This is a genomic window from Pseudomonas sp. GW822-FHT05A08, from assembly GCF_058800485.1.
This window is the reverse complement of record NZ_CM179511.1, coordinates 775,942-794,351: the sequence shown is the minus strand read 5'-3', so window position 1 is coordinate 794,351 and position 18,410 is coordinate 775,942. Positions and strand designations below refer to the sequence as shown.

At 66.4% G+C, this 18,410-nt stretch carries 20 protein-coding genes; all 20 read left to right on the top strand.

Annotated elements, in window-relative coordinates:
* Nucleotides 1–163 precede the first annotated feature (163 nt).
* The 20 genes from AC3RCP_RS03620 to AC3RCP_RS03525 all read left to right on the top strand — a co-directional run bounded on the left by AC3RCP_RS03620 (nucleotide 164) and on the right by AC3RCP_RS03525 (nucleotide 18,389).
* Nucleotides 164–895, top strand: coding sequence for a beta-ketoacyl synthase chain length factor (locus AC3RCP_RS03620; RefSeq protein ID WP_101336639.1), 732 nt, complete (start codon nucleotides 164–166; stop codon nucleotides 893–895).
* Complete coding sequence (locus AC3RCP_RS03615) at nucleotides 871–1,686, top strand: lysophospholipid acyltransferase family protein (protein ID WP_492571398.1); 816 nt, start codon at nucleotides 871–873, stop codon at nucleotides 1,684–1,686. The genes AC3RCP_RS03620 and AC3RCP_RS03615 overlap by 25 nt, the downstream gene beginning before the upstream one ends.
* Nucleotides 1,661–1,921, top strand: coding sequence for a phosphopantetheine-binding protein (locus AC3RCP_RS03610; RefSeq protein WP_007926834.1), 261 nt, complete (start codon nucleotides 1,661–1,663; stop codon nucleotides 1,919–1,921). The genes AC3RCP_RS03615 and AC3RCP_RS03610 overlap by 26 nt, the downstream gene beginning before the upstream one ends.
* A gap of 9 nt (nucleotides 1,922–1,930) precedes the next feature.
* Nucleotides 1,931–2,185, top strand: a complete 255-nt coding sequence (locus AC3RCP_RS03605; protein WP_007926835.1) for an acyl carrier protein — start codon at nucleotides 1,931–1,933, stop codon at nucleotides 2,183–2,185.
* Nucleotides 2,182–2,727 carry a COG4648 family protein gene (locus AC3RCP_RS03600; RefSeq protein WP_007926837.1) on the top strand — a complete coding sequence of 182 codons (546 nt, stop codon included), beginning with the start codon at nucleotides 2,182–2,184 and terminating at the stop codon, nucleotides 2,725–2,727. Before AC3RCP_RS03605 ends, AC3RCP_RS03600 begins: the two co-directional genes overlap by 4 nt.
* Nucleotides 2,724–4,403 carry an ApeI family dehydratase gene (locus AC3RCP_RS03595; RefSeq protein WP_492571397.1) on the top strand — a complete coding sequence of 560 codons (1,680 nt, stop codon included), beginning with the start codon at nucleotides 2,724–2,726 and terminating at the stop codon, nucleotides 4,401–4,403. Before AC3RCP_RS03600 ends, AC3RCP_RS03595 begins: the two co-directional genes overlap by 4 nt.
* 98 nt (nucleotides 4,404–4,501) lie before the next feature.
* Nucleotides 4,502–5,236, top strand: coding sequence for a glycosyltransferase family 2 protein (locus AC3RCP_RS03590; RefSeq protein ID WP_007926843.1), 735 nt, complete (start codon nucleotides 4,502–4,504; stop codon nucleotides 5,234–5,236).
* Nucleotides 5,233–6,186 (top strand): lysophospholipid acyltransferase family protein, encoded by a 954-nt coding sequence (locus AC3RCP_RS03585; protein ID WP_009041845.1) that lies wholly within the window; start codon nucleotides 5,233–5,235, stop codon nucleotides 6,184–6,186. The genes AC3RCP_RS03590 and AC3RCP_RS03585 overlap by 4 nt, the downstream gene beginning before the upstream one ends.
* Nucleotides 6,167–7,711, top strand: a complete 1,545-nt coding sequence (locus AC3RCP_RS03580) for an HAL/PAL/TAL family ammonia-lyase (protein ID WP_492571396.1) — start codon at nucleotides 6,167–6,169, stop codon at nucleotides 7,709–7,711. The genes AC3RCP_RS03585 and AC3RCP_RS03580 overlap by 20 nt, the downstream gene beginning before the upstream one ends.
* Nucleotides 7,704–8,129: an acyl-CoA thioesterase gene (locus tag AC3RCP_RS03575; RefSeq protein WP_087089806.1), complete on the top strand. Its 426-nt coding sequence runs from the start codon at nucleotides 7,704–7,706 to the stop codon at nucleotides 8,127–8,129. Before AC3RCP_RS03580 ends, AC3RCP_RS03575 begins: the two co-directional genes overlap by 8 nt.
* Nucleotides 8,126–8,818 (top strand): outer membrane lipoprotein carrier protein LolA, encoded by a 693-nt coding sequence (locus AC3RCP_RS03570; RefSeq protein ID WP_492571395.1) that lies wholly within the window; start codon nucleotides 8,126–8,128, stop codon nucleotides 8,816–8,818. The genes AC3RCP_RS03575 and AC3RCP_RS03570 overlap by 4 nt, the downstream gene beginning before the upstream one ends.
* A complete protein-coding gene (locus tag AC3RCP_RS03565; RefSeq protein WP_492571394.1) occupies nucleotides 8,802–11,141 on the top strand; it encodes an MMPL family transporter in 2,340 nt (779 codons plus the stop codon). The genes AC3RCP_RS03570 and AC3RCP_RS03565 overlap by 17 nt, the downstream gene beginning before the upstream one ends.
* A complete protein-coding gene (locus AC3RCP_RS03560; protein WP_492571393.1) occupies nucleotides 11,138–12,313 on the top strand; it encodes a cation:proton antiporter in 1,176 nt (391 codons plus the stop codon). The genes AC3RCP_RS03565 and AC3RCP_RS03560 overlap by 4 nt, the downstream gene beginning before the upstream one ends.
* Nucleotides 12,300–13,547: an NAD(P)/FAD-dependent oxidoreductase gene (locus tag AC3RCP_RS03555; RefSeq protein ID WP_101336631.1), complete on the top strand. Its 1,248-nt coding sequence runs from the start codon at nucleotides 12,300–12,302 to the stop codon at nucleotides 13,545–13,547. The genes AC3RCP_RS03560 and AC3RCP_RS03555 overlap by 14 nt, the downstream gene beginning before the upstream one ends.
* Nucleotides 13,544–14,290: a class I SAM-dependent methyltransferase gene (locus AC3RCP_RS03550; RefSeq protein WP_492571392.1), complete on the top strand. Its 747-nt coding sequence runs from the start codon at nucleotides 13,544–13,546 to the stop codon at nucleotides 14,288–14,290. The genes AC3RCP_RS03555 and AC3RCP_RS03550 overlap by 4 nt, the downstream gene beginning before the upstream one ends.
* Entirely contained in the window at nucleotides 14,287–14,772 is a 486-nt protein-coding gene (locus AC3RCP_RS03545) for a DUF3261 domain-containing protein (RefSeq protein ID WP_007925820.1), read from the top strand. The genes AC3RCP_RS03550 and AC3RCP_RS03545 overlap by 4 nt, the downstream gene beginning before the upstream one ends.
* A complete protein-coding gene (locus AC3RCP_RS03540; RefSeq protein WP_007925822.1) occupies nucleotides 14,769–15,965 on the top strand; it encodes a beta-ketoacyl-[acyl-carrier-protein] synthase family protein in 1,197 nt (398 codons plus the stop codon). The genes AC3RCP_RS03545 and AC3RCP_RS03540 overlap by 4 nt, the downstream gene beginning before the upstream one ends.
* Nucleotides 15,962–16,435 carry a hotdog family protein gene (locus AC3RCP_RS03535; RefSeq protein WP_085533540.1) on the top strand — a complete coding sequence of 158 codons (474 nt, stop codon included), beginning with the start codon at nucleotides 15,962–15,964 and terminating at the stop codon, nucleotides 16,433–16,435. Before AC3RCP_RS03540 ends, AC3RCP_RS03535 begins: the two co-directional genes overlap by 4 nt.
* Nucleotides 16,432–17,160 (top strand): 3-oxoacyl-ACP reductase FabG, encoded by a 729-nt coding sequence (gene fabG / locus AC3RCP_RS03530; RefSeq protein ID WP_007925825.1) that lies wholly within the window; start codon nucleotides 16,432–16,434, stop codon nucleotides 17,158–17,160. The genes AC3RCP_RS03535 and fabG overlap by 4 nt, the downstream gene beginning before the upstream one ends.
* The gene (locus AC3RCP_RS03525; protein ID WP_007925827.1) at nucleotides 17,160–18,389 is read left to right on the top strand and encodes a beta-ketoacyl-ACP synthase; all 1,230 of its coding nucleotides are present in this window, start codon (nucleotides 17,160–17,162) and stop codon (nucleotides 18,387–18,389) included. Before fabG ends, AC3RCP_RS03525 begins: the two co-directional genes overlap by 1 nt.
* Nucleotides 18,390–18,410: the final 21 nt, after the last annotated feature.

Below are 18,410 nucleotides of genomic sequence, written 5' to 3'. Positions count from 1 at the left end.
ACTTTTCTGCTGTCGAGCGGGTCATTTTCACTGAGCGAAACATAACCAATGTTTGCTACCAGCCAGTCACACCGGGATAATGCGCGCCACTCGGCTGTAGCTCCGTGGCAGGTGAGTCGCGATCGAAACGCCTGACCACGTCAAGTAAGCCCGCAGGGGCGGGATGAATTTTCAAGTGATCAACTTCAACATCGCCCAATGGCGCGCGTGGGCCCCTGGGCTCGAAAGCGTGGACGATTGGCAGGCCTGGAGCCGACAACCGGTCGTGCTCCAGAGCAGTGATGCGGCCCCGGACGTGTCGTTTCTACCGGCCATGCAGCGCCGGCGCCTCAGCCGTCTGGCGCGCATGGCCTTCAGCGTGGGCTGGCCGCTGGCCGAAGGCCTGGAACAGCTACCGTTGGTCTTTATTTCCCGGCATGGCGAAACGCCGCGCACCTTCGACATCCTCAGTGACCTGGCGGCCGGCCAGCCGTTGTCCCCGACCCAGTTCAGCCTCTCGGTGCACAACGCGGTGATCGGCCTGTGGTCGATCATGCGTGGCGAAACCAGCGAAATGACCGCCCTCGCCGCTGCCGGCGACGGCCTCGAACACGGCATGCTAGAGGCCGCGGCGCTGCTTGAGGAAGGCGCCCCGGCGGTGCTGCTGGTGGTCACCGAAGAGCAGCCGCCCGCCGCCTATGCCACCTGGATCGACGACGTGCCCTTCCCCTATGCGGTCGGTCTGTTGCTGACCCCCGGCCAGCAGTGGCAACTGACGCTCGGCACCGCCACCGAGGGAGCGCCGCGCGCCGAGTGGCCCCATGCCCTGAATCTCTTGCGTACCCTGCTCGGCGAGCAGACCTTTTGCCAACATGCCTGGAAGAACCGTGTATGGAACTGGCAACGCAACCTGTAAATACAAAGCCCCGCGACGCCTACTACTGGCGTCTGATCGCCACCGCGGCAAGCTTCGCCTTGTTCGGCCTGGGCGGCCTGTGCCTGCGCCTGGTGATTTTCCCGCTGCTCGCCTGCCTGCCCGGCGACGCCGAAGCGCATCGCCAGCGCGCGCGTCGCACCATCGGCCGGCTGTTCTGGCTGTTCATCCGCTTCATGGCCCGCAGCGGCGTGCTGACCTATGAAGTCGAAGGCGCACAAAAGCTCGGCCGCCCCGGGCAAATGATCATTGCCAACCACCCATCGCTGATCGACGTGGTGTTCCTCATCGGCCTGGTGCGCAACGCCAACTGCGTGGTCAAGCAGAGCCTGTGGCAGAACCCCTTTACCCGCGGCCCGATACGCGAAGCCGAATACATCAGCAACGACGGCAGCATGGACATGCTCGACGCCGCCGGCGAAGCCCTGCGCAACGGCCAGACCCTGGTGATCTTCCCCGAGGGCACCCGCACCCCGCCGGGCCAGGCGCCGGCCTTTCATCGGGGGGGCGCGGCAATCGCCTTGCGGGGTGCGAGAATCATCACCCCGGTGGTGATCAAGGTCAGCCCGACCACCCTGACCAAGGCCGAACCCTGGTATCGCATCCCGATGCGCCGCGTGCACTTCAGTTTTCGCGTCGGAGCCGATATAGACCCGTATGCCTTTGCCGCCCAAGGCCCCGCACCGCAGGCCTCGCGCAAGCTCAACGATTATTTGCATCACTACTTCATTAAGGAGCTCGCCGAAGATGAGCGATCTGCACCAGGAAATTAAAATGCTGATCATCGATGCCCTGGGCCTCGAAGACATCAGCGTGCAAGACATCGGCAACGAGCAGACGCTCTTCGGTGAAGGCCTGGGCCTGGACTCGGTCGACGCCCTGGAGCTGGGCCTGGCGATCCAGAAACGCTACGGCATCAAGATCGACGCCGACGCCAAGGACACCCGCAATCACTTCACCAACGTGGCGAGCCTTGCGGCGTTCGTCACTGCAAAACAGGCAGCTTGAGACCGGACCATGCAAACTCGTGACGACATCTTCAACACCCTGCGTGATGCCCTGGTGGAACTCTTCGAACTGGAACCGGAACGCGTAAGCCTGGAATCCAACCTGTATCAAGACCTGGAAATCGACAGCATCGACGCCGTCGACCTGATCGATCACATCAAGCGCAAGACCGGCAAGAAAATCGCCGCCGAGGAATTCAAGTCGGTGCGTACCGTCAATGACGTGGTCGAGGCGGTATACCGTCTGGTCCAGCCGGCCGCATGAGCCGGCTGATCGGCCTTGGCCTGCTGCTGGCGGGCCTGTTGTATCCCTTTGCGGTGTATTTCGGCATGGAGCATTTCGCGCCATGGCAGTTCGGCCTGTTGCTCGGCGGCCTGTGGCTGGCCCGGGCCCTGACCGGCGAACGGCGTCCCGGCAGCCTGTGGATGGCGGGCGCCGCCCTGGCCTTCTGCCTGCTGCTGGCGCTGTTCGATAACCCGTTGTTACTGCGCTGGTACCCGGTGCTGATCAGCGGCTTCATGCTCACGCTGTTCGGCCTGAGCCTGAAATACGGCCCGCCGGTGGCTGAACGCCTGGCCCGCCTCAGCGAGCCTGCGCTGCCGGAAAAGGCGATTCGCTATACCCGCCAGGTGACTGTCGCCTGGAGTGTGTTTTTCCTCTGTAACGGATTGCTCGCCGCGGCCCTGACCCTATGGGCGCCGCTGAGCTGGTGGACGTTGTACAACGGCCTGATCTCCTACGGGTTGATGGGTTTGCTGTTTGCCATTGAATGGCTGTTACGACAACGCGTACGAGGCCGCGCATGAATTGGATAAAGCTTGAGCAGCTGCTGCTCAAGTCGTTGCCGGAACGGGCCGTCACGGTCGAACCGGCACTCGATCACAGCCACCTGCGGCACCAGGCCCTGAGCCTGGCCGCGGGCTTGCAGGCCAGGGGCGTACAGCGCCTGGCCCTGCACCTGGAAGATGCCGCCGAACTGGCCATCGCCCTGCTCGGCGCCTGGCGCGCCGGGGTCAGCGTGCTGCTGCCCGCCGACCTGCAACCGCAGACCCGGCAACGCTGGTCGACCCAGGTCGATCTGTGGCTGACCGACCAGCCGGGCGATGCCCACTTGGCCGACTTCGACTCGCCACCATTGCCCGCCGCCGAACTCGATCTCGACGGCTGCCGCCTGAGCCTGTGCACCTCCGGCTCCAGCGGCGAACCCAAGCGCATCGACAAATCCCTGCGCCAGCTGGCCAACGAAGTCGAGGCCCTGGAGCAACTGTGGGGTGAGGGATTGGGCCAGGCCTGCATCATCGGCAGCGTCGCCACCCAGCATATCTACGGCCTGCTGTTCCGTGTGCTCTGGCCGCTCTGCGCCGGGCGCACCTTCGTGCGTCGGCAGTTGCCGTTCCCGGAAGACCTGCAGCGCGCCAGCCGCGAACACCCGGCCTTTGCCTGGGTCGCCAGCCCGGCCTTGCTCAAGCGCATGGGCGACAACCTCGACTGGCCGGCCCTGAGCCCGGTACGCCGGGTGTTTTCCTCTGGCGGCGCGCTGCCTGCCGACGCCGCGCAAGGCCTGCACCAGCGTCTTGGACAATGGCCAACGGAAATCCTCGGTAGCTCGGAAACCGGCGGCATCGCCTGGCGCCAGGGCGACAGCCTGTGGCAAGCCTTCGCCGGGGTCGAGCTGAGCCAGGACAGCGACGGCGCCCTGCTGATCGCCTCGCCCTACCTGCCGACCGGGCATGTCGAACACACCGCCGATGCCGCGCGCATCGCCGCCGATGGGCGTTTCGAGCTGCTCGGGCGCCTGGACCGGATCGTCAAGCTGGAAGAAAAACGCATTTCCCTGCCGATGCTGGAACAGGCCCTGGCCGAGCATGCCTGGGTCGCCGAAGCGCGCCTTGGGGTGGTCCGGGAAAACCGCGCTTCCCTCGGCGCGCTGCTGGTCCTCAGCGAACAAGGCCTGCACGCCTTGCGCAATCAGGGTCGCAGGACCCTCACCCAAGCGCTGCGCCAGCACCTGAGCCAGCATTGCGAGGCCCTGGCGCTGCCGCGCCGCTGGCGCCTGCTGCGCCAGTTGCCCCTGAACAGCCAGGGCAAGCTGCCCCAGGCCGACATCGAAGCCCTGCTGCTGGCCCCGCGCCCGCGGGCGCCGGAAGTGCTGGAACAGCTCGAGGCCGACGGCGAATGGAGCCTGCAACTGGCGATCCCGCCGGACCTGGCCTACTTCAGTGGCCACTTCCCCCAGACCCCGGTGCTGCCGGGCGTGGTCCAGGTGGACTGGGCATTGGCGCTGGGCCAGCAGTTGCTCGATCTGCCGGGGCGCTTTGCCGGCATGGAAGTGCTGAAGTTCCAGCAACTGGTGCGCCCCGGCGACCAGGTGCAATTGCACCTGCGCTTCGATCATGAGCGCGGCAAACTCTACTTCGCCTATCGCAATGACAGCGCCGCCTGCTCCAGCGGCCGCATCCTGCTGGAGAACGCCTGTGGATAAGTTATTGACCCCAGGCAAGCGCAGCCCCCAGCGGCTTCTTGCAGCCGCTGCCGAAGGCTGCGATCGGCCGCGCAGCGGACGCCCGGGAGGCACCCCCCATGCATAACCCCTGCGCCGTGATCCCGGTCTATAACCATGAAGCCGCCGTGCCGACGGTGGTCGAGGCCCTGCTCGCCAGCGGCCTGCCCTGCGTGCTGGTGGACGACGCCAGCAGCCCGGCCTGCGCCGCCGTGCTGGAGCAGTTGGCCGAGCGCGAACAGGTGTTCCTGGTCAAGCTCGCGGTCAACCAGGGCAAGGGTGGCGCGGTCATGGCCGGGCTGCGCGAAGCCTCGCGCCTGGGTTTCAGCCACGCCCTGCAAGTGGACGCCGACGGCCAGCACGACCTGCGCGATGTGGATAACTTTATCGCCACCTCCCGCACCCACCCCGAAGCGCTGGTCTGCGGTTATCCACAGTACGACGCCAGCGTGCCCAAGGGCCGCTTTTACGCGCGCTACCTGACCCACGTCTGGGTCTGGATCAATACCCTGTCGTTGCAGATCCCCGACTCCATGTGCGGCTTCCGGGTCTACCCCCTGCCGCCCATCCTGGCGCTGATCGACTCGGTGAAGATCGGCCAGCGCATGGATTTCGACACCGATATCCTGGTGCGCCTGTCCTGGCGCAACCAGCCGATGCGCTGGTTGCCGACCCAGGTCCGTTACCCGGCGGATGGCCTGTCGCACTTTCGCCTGTTCCACGACAACCTGCTGATTTCCAGCATGCACGCCCGGCTGTTCTTCGGCATGTTGCTGCGCGCGCCGCTGATCCTCTGGCGACGGTGGCAAGCATGACGGCGCTACACGACAAGCAGGACAAGCAACATTGGGCCGAGCACAAAGAGCGCGGCAGCTTCTGGCTGATGAAGCTCACCGCCTTCGGCGTGCGCGTGCTCGGGCGCCGGGTGTTGAGCCCGGTGCTGTACATCATCGTGTTCTATTTCTTCCTGTTCGGCCGCGGCGCCCGCCGCAGCGCCTGGTTGTACCAGCAGCGCCTGGCCGACTGGAGCGGCAAGGCCGAGCTGCGCCCCAGCCACTGGCGGGTATTCGGCCAGTTCATGGCATTCGCCGACTCCCTGCTGGACAAGCTCGACGTGTGGAACGGCAAACTGCGCCTGGAACAGATCGAGATCGTCGACCCGGCCCGGCTGCGCGACCAGTTGCGCGGCACCCGCGGACAGATGCTGGTGGGCGCGCACCTGGGCAACCTGGAAGTCTGCCGCGCCCTGGCCGAGCTAGGCGAAAAGGTCACCATGAACGTGCTGGTGCACACCAAGCACGCTGAGCGTTTCAACCGCCTGCTGGGCGAGGCCGGGGCCACCAACCTGCGGCTGGTCCAGGTCAGCGAGCTGGATCCGGCGGTCATGCTGCAACTGAGCCAGCGCCTGGATCGTGGCGAATGGCTGGCGATTGCCGGCGACCGTGTACCGCTGCATGGCGGGCGCAACGTGCGGGTGGATTTCCTCGGCCATCCGGCCCCTTTCCCACAAGGGCCGTGGCTGCTGGCGGGCCTGCTGAAATGCCCGGTCAACCTGCTGCTATGCCTGAAAAACAATGGCCGCTATCGAGTATTCCTCGAACCCTTCACCGAGGCCGTGGCGTGGAAGCGCAGCGACCGCGAACAGGTCATCGCCCAGTGGACTGCCCGCTACGCCGAGCGCCTGGGCCAGTACTGCCTCGAAGCGCCCCAACAATGGTTCAACTTTTACCCTTTCTGGAAGACCGATGACGACGCATCCGCTTGAGCCGGTAACCTTCGGCGAACTCCCTTTGCGCATCGAAGACGTGCTGGCCCTGGCCAACCGTCAGGCGCCGACCCGACTGCAAGGCGACAGCGCATTCCGCCAGCGCATCGCCAAGGGCGCGCAATTCCTCGATTCGCTGCTGGACAAGGAAGGCGTGATCTACGGCGTGACCACCGGCTACGGCGACTCCTGTGTGGTCGCGGTGCCGCTGCAGCACGTCGAGGCGCTGCCCCGTCATCTGTACACCTTCCACGGTTGTGGCCTGGGCAAGCTGCTGGACGCGCAAGCCACCCGCGCGGTGCTGGCGGCGCGCTTGCAGTCGCTGTGCCATGGCGTGTCCGGAGTGCGCGTGGAACTGCTGGAGCGCCTGCAGGCGTTCCTCGAACACGACATCCTGCCGCTGATCCCCGAAGAAGGTTCGGTGGGCGCCAGCGGCGACCTGACGCCGTTGTCCTACGTGGCCGCGACCCTGTCCGGCGAGCGTGAGGTGATGTTCCGCGGCGAGCGCCGGACCTCGGCCGAGGTGCACCGCGAGCTGGGCTGGGAACCGCTGGTGCTGCGCCCGAAAGAAGCCCTGGCATTGATGAACGGCACCGCGGTGATGACCGGTCTGGCCTGCCTGGCCTTCGCCCGCGCCGACTACCTGCTGCAACTGGCCACGCGCATCACCGCGCTGAACGTAGTCGCCCTGCAGGGCAACCCGGAGCACTTCGACGAGCGCCTGTTCGCCGCCAAGCCACACCCGGGGCAGATGCAGGTCGCCGCCTGGCTGCGCCAGGACCTGGCCATCGATGCGCCGACCGCACCGTTGCACCGCCTGCAGGACCGCTACTCGCTGCGTTGCGCGCCCCATGTGCTGGGCGTGCTGGCCGACAGCCTGGGCTGGCTGCGCGGTTTTATCGAGACCGAGCTGAACAGCGCCAACGACAACCCGATCATCGACGCCGAAGCCGAACGCGTGCTGCACGGCGGGCACTTCTACGGCGGGCATATCGCCTTCGCCATGGACAGCCTGAAGAACCTGGTGGCCAACGTCGCCGACCTGCTGGACCGCCAGCTCGCGCTGCTGGTGGACGAGCGCTACAACCACGGCCTGCCGAGCAACCTGTCCGGCGCCCCGGCGGACCGCGCCATGATCAACCACGGCTTCAAGGCGGTGCAGATCGGCACCAGCGCCTGGACCGCCGAAGCGCTGAAAAACACCATGCCGGCCAGCGTGTTCTCGCGCTCCACCGAATGCCACAACCAGGACAAGGTGAGCATGGGCACCATCGCCGCCCGCGATGCGATCCGCGTGCTGGAGCTGACCGAACAGGTCGCCGCCGCTACCCTGCTGGCCGCCAACCAGGGCGTCTGGCTGCGCGGCCGGGCCGAGGACACGCGGCCGTTGCCGCCGGCCCTGGCCGCCATGCACCAAGAGCTGGCCAAGGACTTCCCGCCGGTGATCGAGGACCGCGCCCTGGAAGGCGAACTGCGCCTGTGCCTGCAACGCATTGCCGAGCAACACTGGAGGCTGCATGCGTAGTCGGGGCGTGCTGCACGCGGACACCGAGATCCAGGTGCCGTTTTTCGACGTCGACACCATGCATGTGGTCTGGCACGGGCATTACGTGAAGTACCTGGAAGTGGCGCGCTGCGCCCTGCTCGACAAGCTCGGCCACAACTACCAGCAGATGCGCGATTCCGGCTACGCCTGGCCGGTGATCGACCTACAACTGCGTTATGTGCGCGGCGCGGTGTTCGGGCAGAAGCTCAATGTCCGCGCCAGCCTGGTGGAGTGGGAAAACCGCCTGAAGATCAACTACCTGATCAGCGACCTGGAAACCGGCGAACGCCTGACCCGCGCCAGCTCGGTGCAGGTGGCGGTGGAGATCGCCAGCCGCGAGATGCAACTGGCCTCGCCCAAGGTGTTCACCGATGCCGTCGAGAGATCGCTGCCATGACGCGTCCGCTTCCTGTAGGAGCGAGCTTGCTCGCGAAAATCGTCAATCCTTACGCACGTTACCTGACACCCCGCGGCGCCCTGCGTTCTTTCGCGAGCAAGCTCGCTCCTACAGTGTTCGTGCTGTTGGGGATGCCGGGCCTGGCCAATGCCTTCGACCTGCAACAGCTCAGCGACCAGCTGGCCAAGCCCGAGGTGATCCACGGCAGCTTCGTCCAGGAGAAACACCTGCGCGCCCTGCCCCAGCCGCTGACCAGCAAGGGCAGCTTCGTCCTGGCGAAAAACCATGGCCTGCTGTGGCTGCTGAAAACACCGCTGCAACAGGACTACCGCATCACCGGCCAAGGCATCGCCCGCCGGGACGGCAGCGGCTGGCAAATGCTGCCGAACAAGAGCGCCGGGGCCGAACAGAACCGCCTGTTCCTCGCCGTGCTGCAAGGCGACAGCAGCGGCCTGCAACGGGACTTCGAGCTGGCCCTGGCCGGCGACGCCAAGGCCTGGAAACTGACCCTGACCCCACGTTCGCTGCTGCTCAAGCAGGTGTTCAACCAGATCAACATCGACGGTGGCGAACTGGTGCAGCGCATCGAGCTGCTGGAAACCCAGGGCGACAGCACCGTGCTGAAGATGCACGACAGCATCAGCAACCAGCCTTTGAGCGACGCGGAGCAACATGACTTTGCCGAGTGAACGCTGGTGGCCGCGGCTGTTCCTGCTCCTGCTGGTGGCCGTGCTGGCCCTGGCCGGCTGGCAATGGCGTCATGGCGCGCCGCTGTCGGCCAACCTCATGGAGCTGGTGCCGGGCACCGACCCCGATGCCCTGGAGCTCAAGGCCGAGCAACGCATGCAGGAGCCGCTGAACCGCGAAATGCTGGTGCTGGTGGGTCACGCCGAGCGCCAGCAGGCCATCGCCATGGCCCAGCGCCTGGGTGAGCAGTGGCAGGCCAGCGGGCTGTTCGAGAAGGTCCAGTGGAACCTGCAGGCCGACCTGCCGGCGCTGCGCACGCAATTGCTGCAAGGGCGCCTGGCGATGCTTGGCGCCGCCGACCGCCAGCAGTTGATCGAGCACCCCAACGCCTTTATCCAGCAACGCGTCCAGGCGCTGTTCGACCCCTTCAACAGTTTCAGCCTGGTCCCGAGCCAGGACGACTGGCTGGGCCTGACCGGACGCATCCAGAACAGCCAGCCGCAACGTGGCGCGGTGCAACTGGACATCGGCAGCGGCACCCTGGTCGCCGATGCCGACGGTAAGAGCTGGGTGCTGCTGCGGGCGCGCACCACCGGCAACGCCTTCGACATGCAACTGCCGCTGCAAGTGGCGGCCCTGCTCCAGCACAGCCGCGAACAGGCCGCCGAGGCCGACGTCCAGCTGCTGGCCGCCAGCGGCCTGCTCTACGCCGCCAACGGCCAGCAACAGGCCTCCCGCGAGATCACCTGGGTCGGCGGCGGCGCCACCGTCGGCATCCTCCTGCTGCTGTTGCTGGCCTTCCGGCGCTGGCGGGTGTTGCTGGCGTTCGTGCCGGTGCTGGTGGGCATGCTGTTCGGCGCGGTGGCCTGCGTCGCCCTCTTCGGCCATATGCACGTGATGACCCTGGTGCTGGGTTCGAGCCTGATCGGCGTCGCCGTCGACTACCCGCTGCACTACCTGTCCAAGAGCTGGAGCCTGCGTCCCTGGCACAGCTGGCCGGCGCTGCGCCTGACCCTGCCGGGGCTGAGCCTGAGCCTGGCCACCAGTTGCATCGGCTACCTGGCATTGGCCTGGACGCCGTTCCCGGCCCTGACCCAGATTGCCGTGTTCTCCGCCGCCGGGCTGCTGGGTGCTTACCTGAGCGCGGTGTGCCTGTTGCCGGCGCTGCTGCGCGGCGTCGAGCTGCAACCGGCGCAATGGCCGCTACGGGTAGCCGAGTGGCTGCTGAACCTGCGCACCCAGTTGCTCAAGCGCGTGTCCAGCCCCTGGCTGCTGGCGCTGGTGATCGCCTTCTGCGCCGGCGGCCTGTGGCAACTCGAGAGCAAAAACGATATCCGCCAGTGGATCGGCGCGCCGCCACAACTGCAGAGCGAAGCCCAGGCCATCGCGCGGATCACCGGCTACCAGCCCACCAGCCAGTTCTTCCTGGTGCGCGGCGCCGATCAGCCACAGCTGCTCGAACGCCTCGGCGCCCTGAGCGAGCGCCTGGAGCAACTGGTCAACCTGGAGAAACTCCAGGGCTACCTGTCGCTCAACCAGCTGGTGAGCCTGCCCAGCGAGCAACAGCGCCTGCGCCAGGCCCTGGACGCGCTGCCGCGGCACTGGCAGCCGCTGCTGGATCTCGGAGTCCCGGCCACGGCCCTGAACGCGGAACTCGCGCAATTGCGCGCGCTGCCCAACGAAGACATCGACAGCGCCCTGCAAGGCCCGCTGGCCGAGCCTTACCGCACCCTGTGGCTGGGCCCCACCGATAACGGTGTGGCGGCGATGGTCAGCCTGCAGGGGCTGAACAACCCGCAGTTGCTGCGGATACAGGCGCAGGATCTGCCGGGGGTACAACTGGTAGACCGCCTGGGCGACCTGAACCAAGTGTTCGCCGCCACCCAGGTCAGCGCCGCCGAGCTCAAGCTCGCTTCCTGCGGGCTGATCGTCTTGCTGCTGATCCTGCCGTTCGGCCTCGGTGGCGCCCTGCGCCTTGTCGCCCTGCCGCTGCTGGCAGCCCTGTGCAGCCTCGCCAGCCTGGGCTGGCTGGGGCAACCGCTGACCCTGTTCAGCCTGTTCGGCCTGTTGCTGGTGACCGCCATCAGCGTCGACTACGCCATCCTCATGCGCGAACAGGTCGGCGGGGCCGCCGTGAGCCTGCTCGGCACCTTACTTGCAGCGCTGACCACCTGGCTGTCGTTCGGCCTGCTGGCGATTTCCAGCACCCCGGCGGTCAGCAACTTCGGCCTGTCGGTGAGCCTGGGCCTGGCCTTCAGTTTTATCCTGGCGCCCTGGGCCGGTCGCCAGCGCCATCGCCAGCCCGTTACGGAGCCCGTCCTGTGATGACCGCCCTGTTCTGGCTCATGGCGCTGCTGCTGTTCGCGCTCGCCACCCGTATCGGCAGCCGTTTCGGCCTGATCCCGATCGTCAGCCAGTTGCTGCTGGCGACCTTCGGCCTGCCGCTGCTGATGCTGTTCTGGATCGAACCGCACTGGCAGCTGAGTGGCGCCCAACTGGTCTCGCCGACCTGGCTGAAGAACCTCTACGGCTTGAGTTTCGCCCTGCTGCTGGGGCATATCCTCAGCGACGTGATCGACCTGCGCCTGGACCGCCAGAGCCTGAAGATCGCCCTGCCGAGCTTCGCCATTCCCTTCGCCTGCGGCCTGGCCACGGCGGTCTGGCTGTTGCCGGCGCAACCCTGGCTGAGCTCCCTGGCGGTCGGCCTGCTGTTCGCCATTACTGCGATTCCGGTGCTGTACCTGTACCTGCGGCACATCGACTACCCGCCGCTGGCCACCCGGCGCCTGGTACAGACCGCGATCCTCATCGACCTCAGTTGCTGGACCCTGTTCGGCGTCGCCCAGGGCAGCCTGCACCTGAGCAGCCTGCTGCTACCGCTGGCCGGAGCCTGCCTGCCGCTGCTCCTGCGCGGCCTCGGCCTGCGCCAGCCGCTGCTGCACAGCCTGGGTTTCTTCGGCCTGCTGGTGGTGGCCGAGCACTACAAGCTCAACGCGCTGATTTTCGGCATCGGCTACCTGCTGTGCATGGCCGCCCTCAAGGTGCCGCTGGTGCTGCCGTTAAAGGCGGCCTGGATGAGCCGTTTGCAGACCTTTATCGCCATCCCGCTGATCCTTACGTTCGGCATCGTGCAGATCAACGTGCACAGCGCCATGGACAGCCTCGGCTGGGTGCAGATGGGGGCCTTGCTGCTGTTGCCGATTGCCAGCAAGCTGCTCGGCAACTGGCTCGGCCTGGGCTGGGCCGGCGCCTCCTTCAAGGGCGCCAGCCGCTGGCGGGAAAGCCTGCTGCTGAACATTCGCGGGCTGAGCGAGATCGTCTTTCTCAACCTGCTGCTGCAACAACAGCTGATCAGCCCGGCGCTGTACTTCGCGCTGATGCTCATGGGCCTGATCGCCACCCTGATGCCGGCCCTGGCCGGGCTGCACCGAACACCTTTGGTCCCTTTGAACCCGAACATCGCCGAACCGGCAAGGAGCCCCAGTGCCAACAGTTGAAATGGAACGCCGCCAGATTGTGGTGATCGGCGCTGGCCCATCGGGCGCCATCGCCGCCGCGCTGCTCAAGGGCAAAGGCCACGACGTGCTGATCGTCGAGCGCCAGCATTTCCCACGGTTTTCGATCGGTGAAAGCCTGCTGTCCCACTGCCTGGATTTCGTCGAAGAGGCCGGCATGCTCGAGGCGGTCAACGCTGCGGGCTTCCAACGCAAGAACGGCGCCGCGTTCGCCTGGGGCGAGCGCTACAGCGCTTTTGATTTCGGCGACACCTTCAGCGAGGGCAAGCCCACCACCTTTCAGGTGCAACGCGCCGACTTCGACAAGCTGCTGGCCGATCAGGCCGCCCTGCAAGGCGTTGAACTGCGTTATGGCGAGGCCATCGTCAGCGCCGACTTCAACCTGGCCAGGCCGCAGTTGCAGGTGCTGCGCGAAGACGGCAGCGAATACCGAGTGGAAGCGGACTTCGTCCTCGACGCCAGCGGCTACGGCCGCGTGCTGCCACGCCTGCTGGACCTGGAGGCGCCCTCGAACTTCCCGGTCCGCCAGGCGGTGTTCACCCACATTGAAGACCGTATCGACAGCCCGGCCTTTGAGCGGGAAAAGATCCTCATCACCACTCACCCCAGCAAACGCGATGTGTGGTTCTGGACCATCCCGTTCAGCAACGGCCGCTGCTCGGTCGGCGTGGTGGCGGCCAAGGAGCATTTCGACGGCCGTGGCGACGACCTGGACCAGTGCCTGCGCGGTTTCATCGAGGAAACCCCGAGCCTGGCCAAGGTCCTGCACAACGCCGTCTGGGACACCCCGGCGCGGGCCATCGGCGGCTACTCGGCCAACGTCAAGACCCTGCACGGCCCGGGCTTCGCACTGCTGGGCAACGCCGCGGAATTCCTCGACCCGGTGTTCTCCTCCGGCGTGACCATCGCCATGCGTTCGGCGAGCATGGCCGCTGCCGTGCTGCATCGGCAGTTACAGGGCGAAAGCGTGGATTGGGAAAGCGAATTCGCCATCCCCCTCAAGCGCGGTGTCGACACCTTCCGCTGCTACGTCGAAGGCTGGTACGCCGGCACCTTCCAGGACGTGATCTACCACCCGGGCAGCTCACCGGAAATTCGCCGGATGATCAGTTCGATCCTCGCCGGTTATGCCTGGGACGAACGTAACCCCTTCGTCAGCGAGCCCAAGCGCCGGCTGCGCATGCTCTCGGAAATCTGCGCCATGGAGGCTCCATGAGCGACGCCCAGCCGCAGTACCTGAGCGCCAGCTACGTCGAGGAAACCCGCTTCGGCTTCTGGTTCCTGCGCAGCCATACCTGGCAGCACCATGTGCTGCGGGTGGCGATCAACGACCTGCACCGCCTGTTCGACAACCAGCCGCCGAGCAACCCGGTGCTGCTGGATGCCGGCTGCGGCCAAGGCAAGTCGTTCCAGTACCTGCGCCAGGTGTTCACCCCGCGGCGCCTGATCGGCCTGGACGCCGACCCGCACAGCCTCAGGCTCAGCAGTGAAGAAGCGGCGCGCCAGGGCTTGCAGGTCGAGCTGATCGGCAGCGACTGCGCGACCCTGGACGTGGCCGATGCCAGCGTCGACCTGCTGTTCTGCCACCAGACCTTTCACCACCTGGTGGAACAGGAAAAGGCCCTGGCCGAGTTCTTTCGCGTGCTCAAGCCGGGCGGTTACCTGCTGTTCGCCGAATCCACCGAGGCCTACATCGACACCTGGGTGATCCGCTGGCTGTTCCGCCACCCGATGCACGTGCAGAAAAGCGCCGCGCAGTACCTGGAAATGATCCGCCGACAGGGTTTTGAATTCACTCCGCGCAATGTGTCTTATCCCTATCTGTGGTGGAGCCGTGCCAAGGATTTCGGGCTGCTCGAACGCTTCGGCCTGCGCCGCCCGAAACCCTTTGGCCAACGGGAAGAAACCCTGGTCAATGTGGTCGCCCGCAAACCCCTGCACGAAGGTGCCGCTGGATGATCCGTGCCCTGCTCGTCGGCTGCCTGCTGTTGTTGAGCGCCTGCGCCAGCCAGCCGCCGCTGCCCGAGAAAACCCCGAGCCTGGCCCTGCCGCTGCAACTGCACGTCGAGCGGCAACAGGCCGGACAGCGCCAGGACTGGCTGCTGGTGATCCAGGCCGAAGGGCCGGGCATCCGTTGGTCGCTGATCGACCCGCTGGGCATTCCCCTGGCGCGCCAGCAACTGATCGCCGGTCGCTGGCAGGCCGACGGCCTGTTGCCGCCGAACCCGGAGGCCCGCGAACTGTTCGCCGCATTGCTGTTCGCCCTGACGCCCGCGGGCGAACTGCGAGATAATTATCCAGCCGCCCGGCAGCACGGCGCGCAGCGTGACCTCGTCCCGCACTGGCAGGTCCGCTATCGCCAGGCTCTGGATTTCCGTCTGGAGTTGCCTCGTGGCTTGCACTACCACATCAGCCCGCTGACCGCCGAGAACGCCTCATGACGGCCTACCTGAATGCCCTCGGGGTGATCTGTGCCCTTGGGCGCGACAAGCAGCAAGTGGCCCGCAGCCTGTTTGCCGGCGACTGCTCCGGCATGCGCGCCGAAGCCGGCTGGGTGCCGGAGCGCAGCGTGCCCGTCGCCGCCGTCCAGGGGCCGCTGGCGAGCATTCCGCCGCCGCTGAGGCAGCAGGGCAGCCGCAACAACCAGCTGCTGCTGGAGGCCGCCCAGCAGATCCGTGGCGACATCGACCGGGCCATCGCCCGCTACGGCCACAGCCGCATCGGCATCGTCCTCGGCACCAGCACCTCGGGCATCGACGAAGCCAGCCGCGGCATCGCCCATTACCTGCGCGACCGGCACTTCCCGGCCGATTACGACTACCGGCAGCAGGAACTCGGCGCGCCGGCGAATTTTCTCGCCGACTGGCTCGACCTCAGTGGCCCGGCCTATGTGATTTCCACCGCCTGCACCTCCAGCGCCCGGGCGCTGATGAGCGCCCGCCGCCTGCTCGACCTGGGCCTGTGCGACGCGGTGCTGTGCGGTGGCGTCGACAGCCTGTGCAAGCTGACCCTCAACGGTTTCTCGGCCCTGGAGGCGGTGTCCGCGCAGCGCTGCAATCCGTTCTCGGTCAACCGCGACGGCATCAATATCGGCGAAGCCGCCGTGCTGTTCCTGATGAGCAAGGAAACCCTCGGCGCGCAACCGATCGCCTTGCTCGGCGGCGGCGCCAGTTCCGACGCGCACCATATTTCCGCCCCCGAACCCAGTGGCCGCGGCGCCCTGCAAGCCATGCAGAAGGCCTTGCACAACGCCGGCCTGCACGCCGCACAGATCGGCTACCTGAACCTGCATGGCACGGCCACCCAGCACAACGACGCCATGGAAAGCCTGGCGGTCGACCAGTTGTTCCCGGCCGGCGTGCCTTGCTCGTCGACCAAACCCATGAGCGGCCATACCCTGGGCGCCGCCGGGGCCCTGGAAGCGGCGTTCTGCTGGCTGAGCCTGTCCAGCGACAACGCCGCACATGCCCTGCCGCCCCATGTCTGGGACGCCCAGGCCGACCCGCAACTGCCGCCGCTGCATTGGGTCACCGCCACTACACGTCTGGAGCAGAACGCTCCGCGCTGCCTGATGAGCAACTCCTTTGCCTTCGGCGGCAACAACGTCAGCCTGATTATCGGAGATGCCCCATGATTGACTGGCCGCTCGCCGAACTGCTGCCCCACGCGGGCGACATGATCCTGATTGATCAGGTCCTAGGGTTCGATGAAGAGCAGATCCGCACCCGCCTCACCGTCAAGCCCGATGGCCTGTTCAACCGTGCCGACGGCAGCCTGCCGGCCTGGGTCGGCATCGAACTGATGGCCCAGAGCGTCGCCGCCTACGCCGGTTGCCATGCGCGCCAGAAAGGCCAGGCCGTCGAGTTGGGGTTCCTGCTCGGCACGCGCAAGTTCGAATGCAATGTGGAACACTTCCCCGCCGGCAGCGAACTGCAGATTCACGCCTTGCGCTCCCTGCAAGACGACAACGGCATGGGCGTATTCGAATGCCACCTGAGTGCCCCCGGCATTCAGGCCGTCGCCCGCCTCAACGTGTTCTGTCCGCCACAGGCGGACAGCTACCTGAACGAATCACCCGCTTTATCAACAGGAGTCCAGCCATGACTGAATCCATATTGGTCACCGGCTCCAGCCGCGGTATCGGCCGTGCCATCGCCCTGCGCCTGGCCCAGGCCGGCTATGACCTGATCCTGCATTGCCGCAGTGGCCGCGGCGAAGCCGAGGCCGTGCAGGCCGAAGTCGAGGCCCTGGGGCGCCAGGCGCGCATCCTGCAATTCGATGTGACCGACCGCGCCAGCTGCAAGGCCGCTCTCGAAGCCGACGTGGAAGCCCATGGCGCCTACTACGGCGTGGTGCTCAACGCCGGTCTGACCCGCGACGGCGCGTTCCCGGCCCTGAGCGAAGACGACTGGGACACCGTGCTGCGTACCAACCTCGACGGTTTCTATAACGTGCTGCACCCGCTGATCATGCCGATGATCCGGCGCCGCGCGGCCGGGCGCATCGTCTGCATCGCCTCGGTGTCCGGGCAGGTCGGCAACCGTGGCCAGGTCAACTACAGCGCTTCCAAGGCCGGCCTGATCGGCGCGGCCAAGGCCCTGGCCATCGAGCTGGGCAAACGCAAGATCACCGTCAACTGCGTGGCGCCAGGCTTGATCGACACCGCCATGCTCGACGAGAACGTGCCAGTGGACGAGCTGCTGAAGATGATCCCGGCCCAGCGCATGGGCACCCCGGAGGAAGTCGCCGGCGCGGTGAACTTCCTGATGTCCGCCGAGGCCGCCTACATCACCCGCCAGGTGCTGGCGGTCAACGGAGGCCTGGTCTGATGAAACGTGTGGTCGTCACCGGCATGGCCGGCATCACTTCGCTGGGCAGCGACTGGGACACCATCGTCGCCAACTTCGGCGCCAACCGCAGCGGCATTCGCCGGATGGACGAATGGGATCGCTTCAGCGAGCTCAATACCCGCCTGGCCGGCCCCGTGGACGACTTCAAGGTACCGGCGCACTGGACCCGCAAGCAGCTGCGCAGCATGGGCCGGGTGTCGCGGCTCGCGGTGGGGGCCGCCGAGCAAGCCCTGGCCGATGCCGGCCTGCTGGGCGACGAGTCGATCAAGGATGGGCGCATGGGCGTGGCCTGTGGCTCGTCCACCGGCAGCACCGACGAGATCAAGGCGTTCGGCAACATGTTGCTGAACTCGGTGGCCGAAGGCCTCAACGCCAACTCCTACGTGCGCATGATGCCGCACACCACCGCGGCCAATATCAGCATCTTCTTCGGCCTCACCGGCCGCCTGATCCCGACGTCCAGCGCCTGCACCAGCGGCAGCCAGGGCATCGGCTACGCCTATGAGGCGATCAAGTTCGGCCGCCTGCCGCTGATGCTCGCCGGCGGCGCCGAAGAGCTGTGCCCGACCGAAGCCATGGTGTTCGACGCGCTTTACGCCACCAGCCTGAAAAACGATGCCCCGCACACCAGCCCACGGCCCTACGACAGCGACCGCGACGGCCTGGTGATCGGCGAGGGCGGCGGCATGCTGGTGCTCGAAGAGCTGGAGCACGCCCTGGCCCGTGGCGCGCATATCCATGCCGAGATCGTCGGCTTCGGCAGCAACGCCGATGGCCAGCACACCACCCGTCCGGAGCAGGCCACCATGCGCCGGGCCATGGAGCTGGCCCTGGAAGACGCCGGCCTCGAGCCTTCGGCCATCGGTTACGTCAACGGCCACGGCACCGCTACAGAACAGGGCGACATTGCCGAAACACTGGCCACCAGCAGCCTGTTCGGCAGCCGGATGCCCATCAGTTCGCAGAAGAGTTTCCTCGGCCACACCCTGGGAGCCTGTGGCGCGCTGGAGTCCTGGTTCAGCATCGAAATGCTCAACCGCGACCTCTACGTGCACACCCTCAACCTCGACACGGTGGACCCGCGTTGCGGCGAGCTGGATTACCTGCGCGGCGAATTCCGGCAGATGAGCTGCGAATACGTGATGAACAACAACTTTGCCTTTGGCGGCGTCAACACTTCGCTGATTTTCCGCCGCTGGCCTCAATGACGTTACCCCCGGAGAAAATGG

What these genes read in the sequence shown, in the direction of transcription:
- AC3RCP_RS03620 (WP_101336639.1), top strand. Translation starts at nt 164, where the DNA reads ATGAATTTTCAAGTGATCAACTTCAACATCGCCCAATGGCGCGCGTGG.
- AC3RCP_RS03615 (WP_492571398.1), top strand. Translation starts at nt 871, where the DNA reads ATGGAACTGGCAACGCAACCTGTAAATACAAAGCCCCGCGACGCCTAC.
- AC3RCP_RS03610 (WP_007926834.1), top strand. Translation starts at nt 1,661, where the DNA reads ATGAGCGATCTGCACCAGGAAATTAAAATGCTGATCATCGATGCCCTG.
- AC3RCP_RS03605 (WP_007926835.1), top strand. Translation starts at nt 1,931, where the DNA reads ATGCAAACTCGTGACGACATCTTCAACACCCTGCGTGATGCCCTGGTG.
- AC3RCP_RS03600 (WP_007926837.1), top strand. Translation starts at nt 2,182, where the DNA reads ATGAGCCGGCTGATCGGCCTTGGCCTGCTGCTGGCGGGCCTGTTGTAT.
- AC3RCP_RS03595 (WP_492571397.1), top strand. Translation starts at nt 2,724, where the DNA reads ATGAATTGGATAAAGCTTGAGCAGCTGCTGCTCAAGTCGTTGCCGGAA.
- AC3RCP_RS03590 (WP_007926843.1), top strand. Translation starts at nt 4,502, where the DNA reads ATGCATAACCCCTGCGCCGTGATCCCGGTCTATAACCATGAAGCCGCC.
- AC3RCP_RS03585 (WP_009041845.1), top strand. Translation starts at nt 5,233, where the DNA reads ATGACGGCGCTACACGACAAGCAGGACAAGCAACATTGGGCCGAGCAC.
- AC3RCP_RS03580 (WP_492571396.1), top strand. Translation starts at nt 6,167, where the DNA reads ATGACGACGCATCCGCTTGAGCCGGTAACCTTCGGCGAACTCCCTTTG.
- AC3RCP_RS03575 (WP_087089806.1), top strand. Translation starts at nt 7,704, where the DNA reads ATGCGTAGTCGGGGCGTGCTGCACGCGGACACCGAGATCCAGGTGCCG.
- AC3RCP_RS03570 (WP_492571395.1), top strand. Translation starts at nt 8,126, where the DNA reads ATGACGCGTCCGCTTCCTGTAGGAGCGAGCTTGCTCGCGAAAATCGTC.
- AC3RCP_RS03565 (WP_492571394.1), top strand. Translation starts at nt 8,802, where the DNA reads ATGACTTTGCCGAGTGAACGCTGGTGGCCGCGGCTGTTCCTGCTCCTG.
- AC3RCP_RS03550 (WP_492571392.1), top strand. Translation starts at nt 13,544, where the DNA reads ATGAGCGACGCCCAGCCGCAGTACCTGAGCGCCAGCTACGTCGAGGAA.
- AC3RCP_RS03545 (WP_007925820.1), top strand. Translation starts at nt 14,287, where the DNA reads ATGATCCGTGCCCTGCTCGTCGGCTGCCTGCTGTTGTTGAGCGCCTGC.
- AC3RCP_RS03540 (WP_007925822.1), top strand. Translation starts at nt 14,769, where the DNA reads ATGACGGCCTACCTGAATGCCCTCGGGGTGATCTGTGCCCTTGGGCGC.
- AC3RCP_RS03535 (WP_085533540.1), top strand. Translation starts at nt 15,962, where the DNA reads ATGATTGACTGGCCGCTCGCCGAACTGCTGCCCCACGCGGGCGACATG.
- fabG (WP_007925825.1), top strand. Translation starts at nt 16,432, where the DNA reads ATGACTGAATCCATATTGGTCACCGGCTCCAGCCGCGGTATCGGCCGT.
- AC3RCP_RS03525 (WP_007925827.1), top strand. Translation starts at nt 17,160, where the DNA reads ATGAAACGTGTGGTCGTCACCGGCATGGCCGGCATCACTTCGCTGGGC.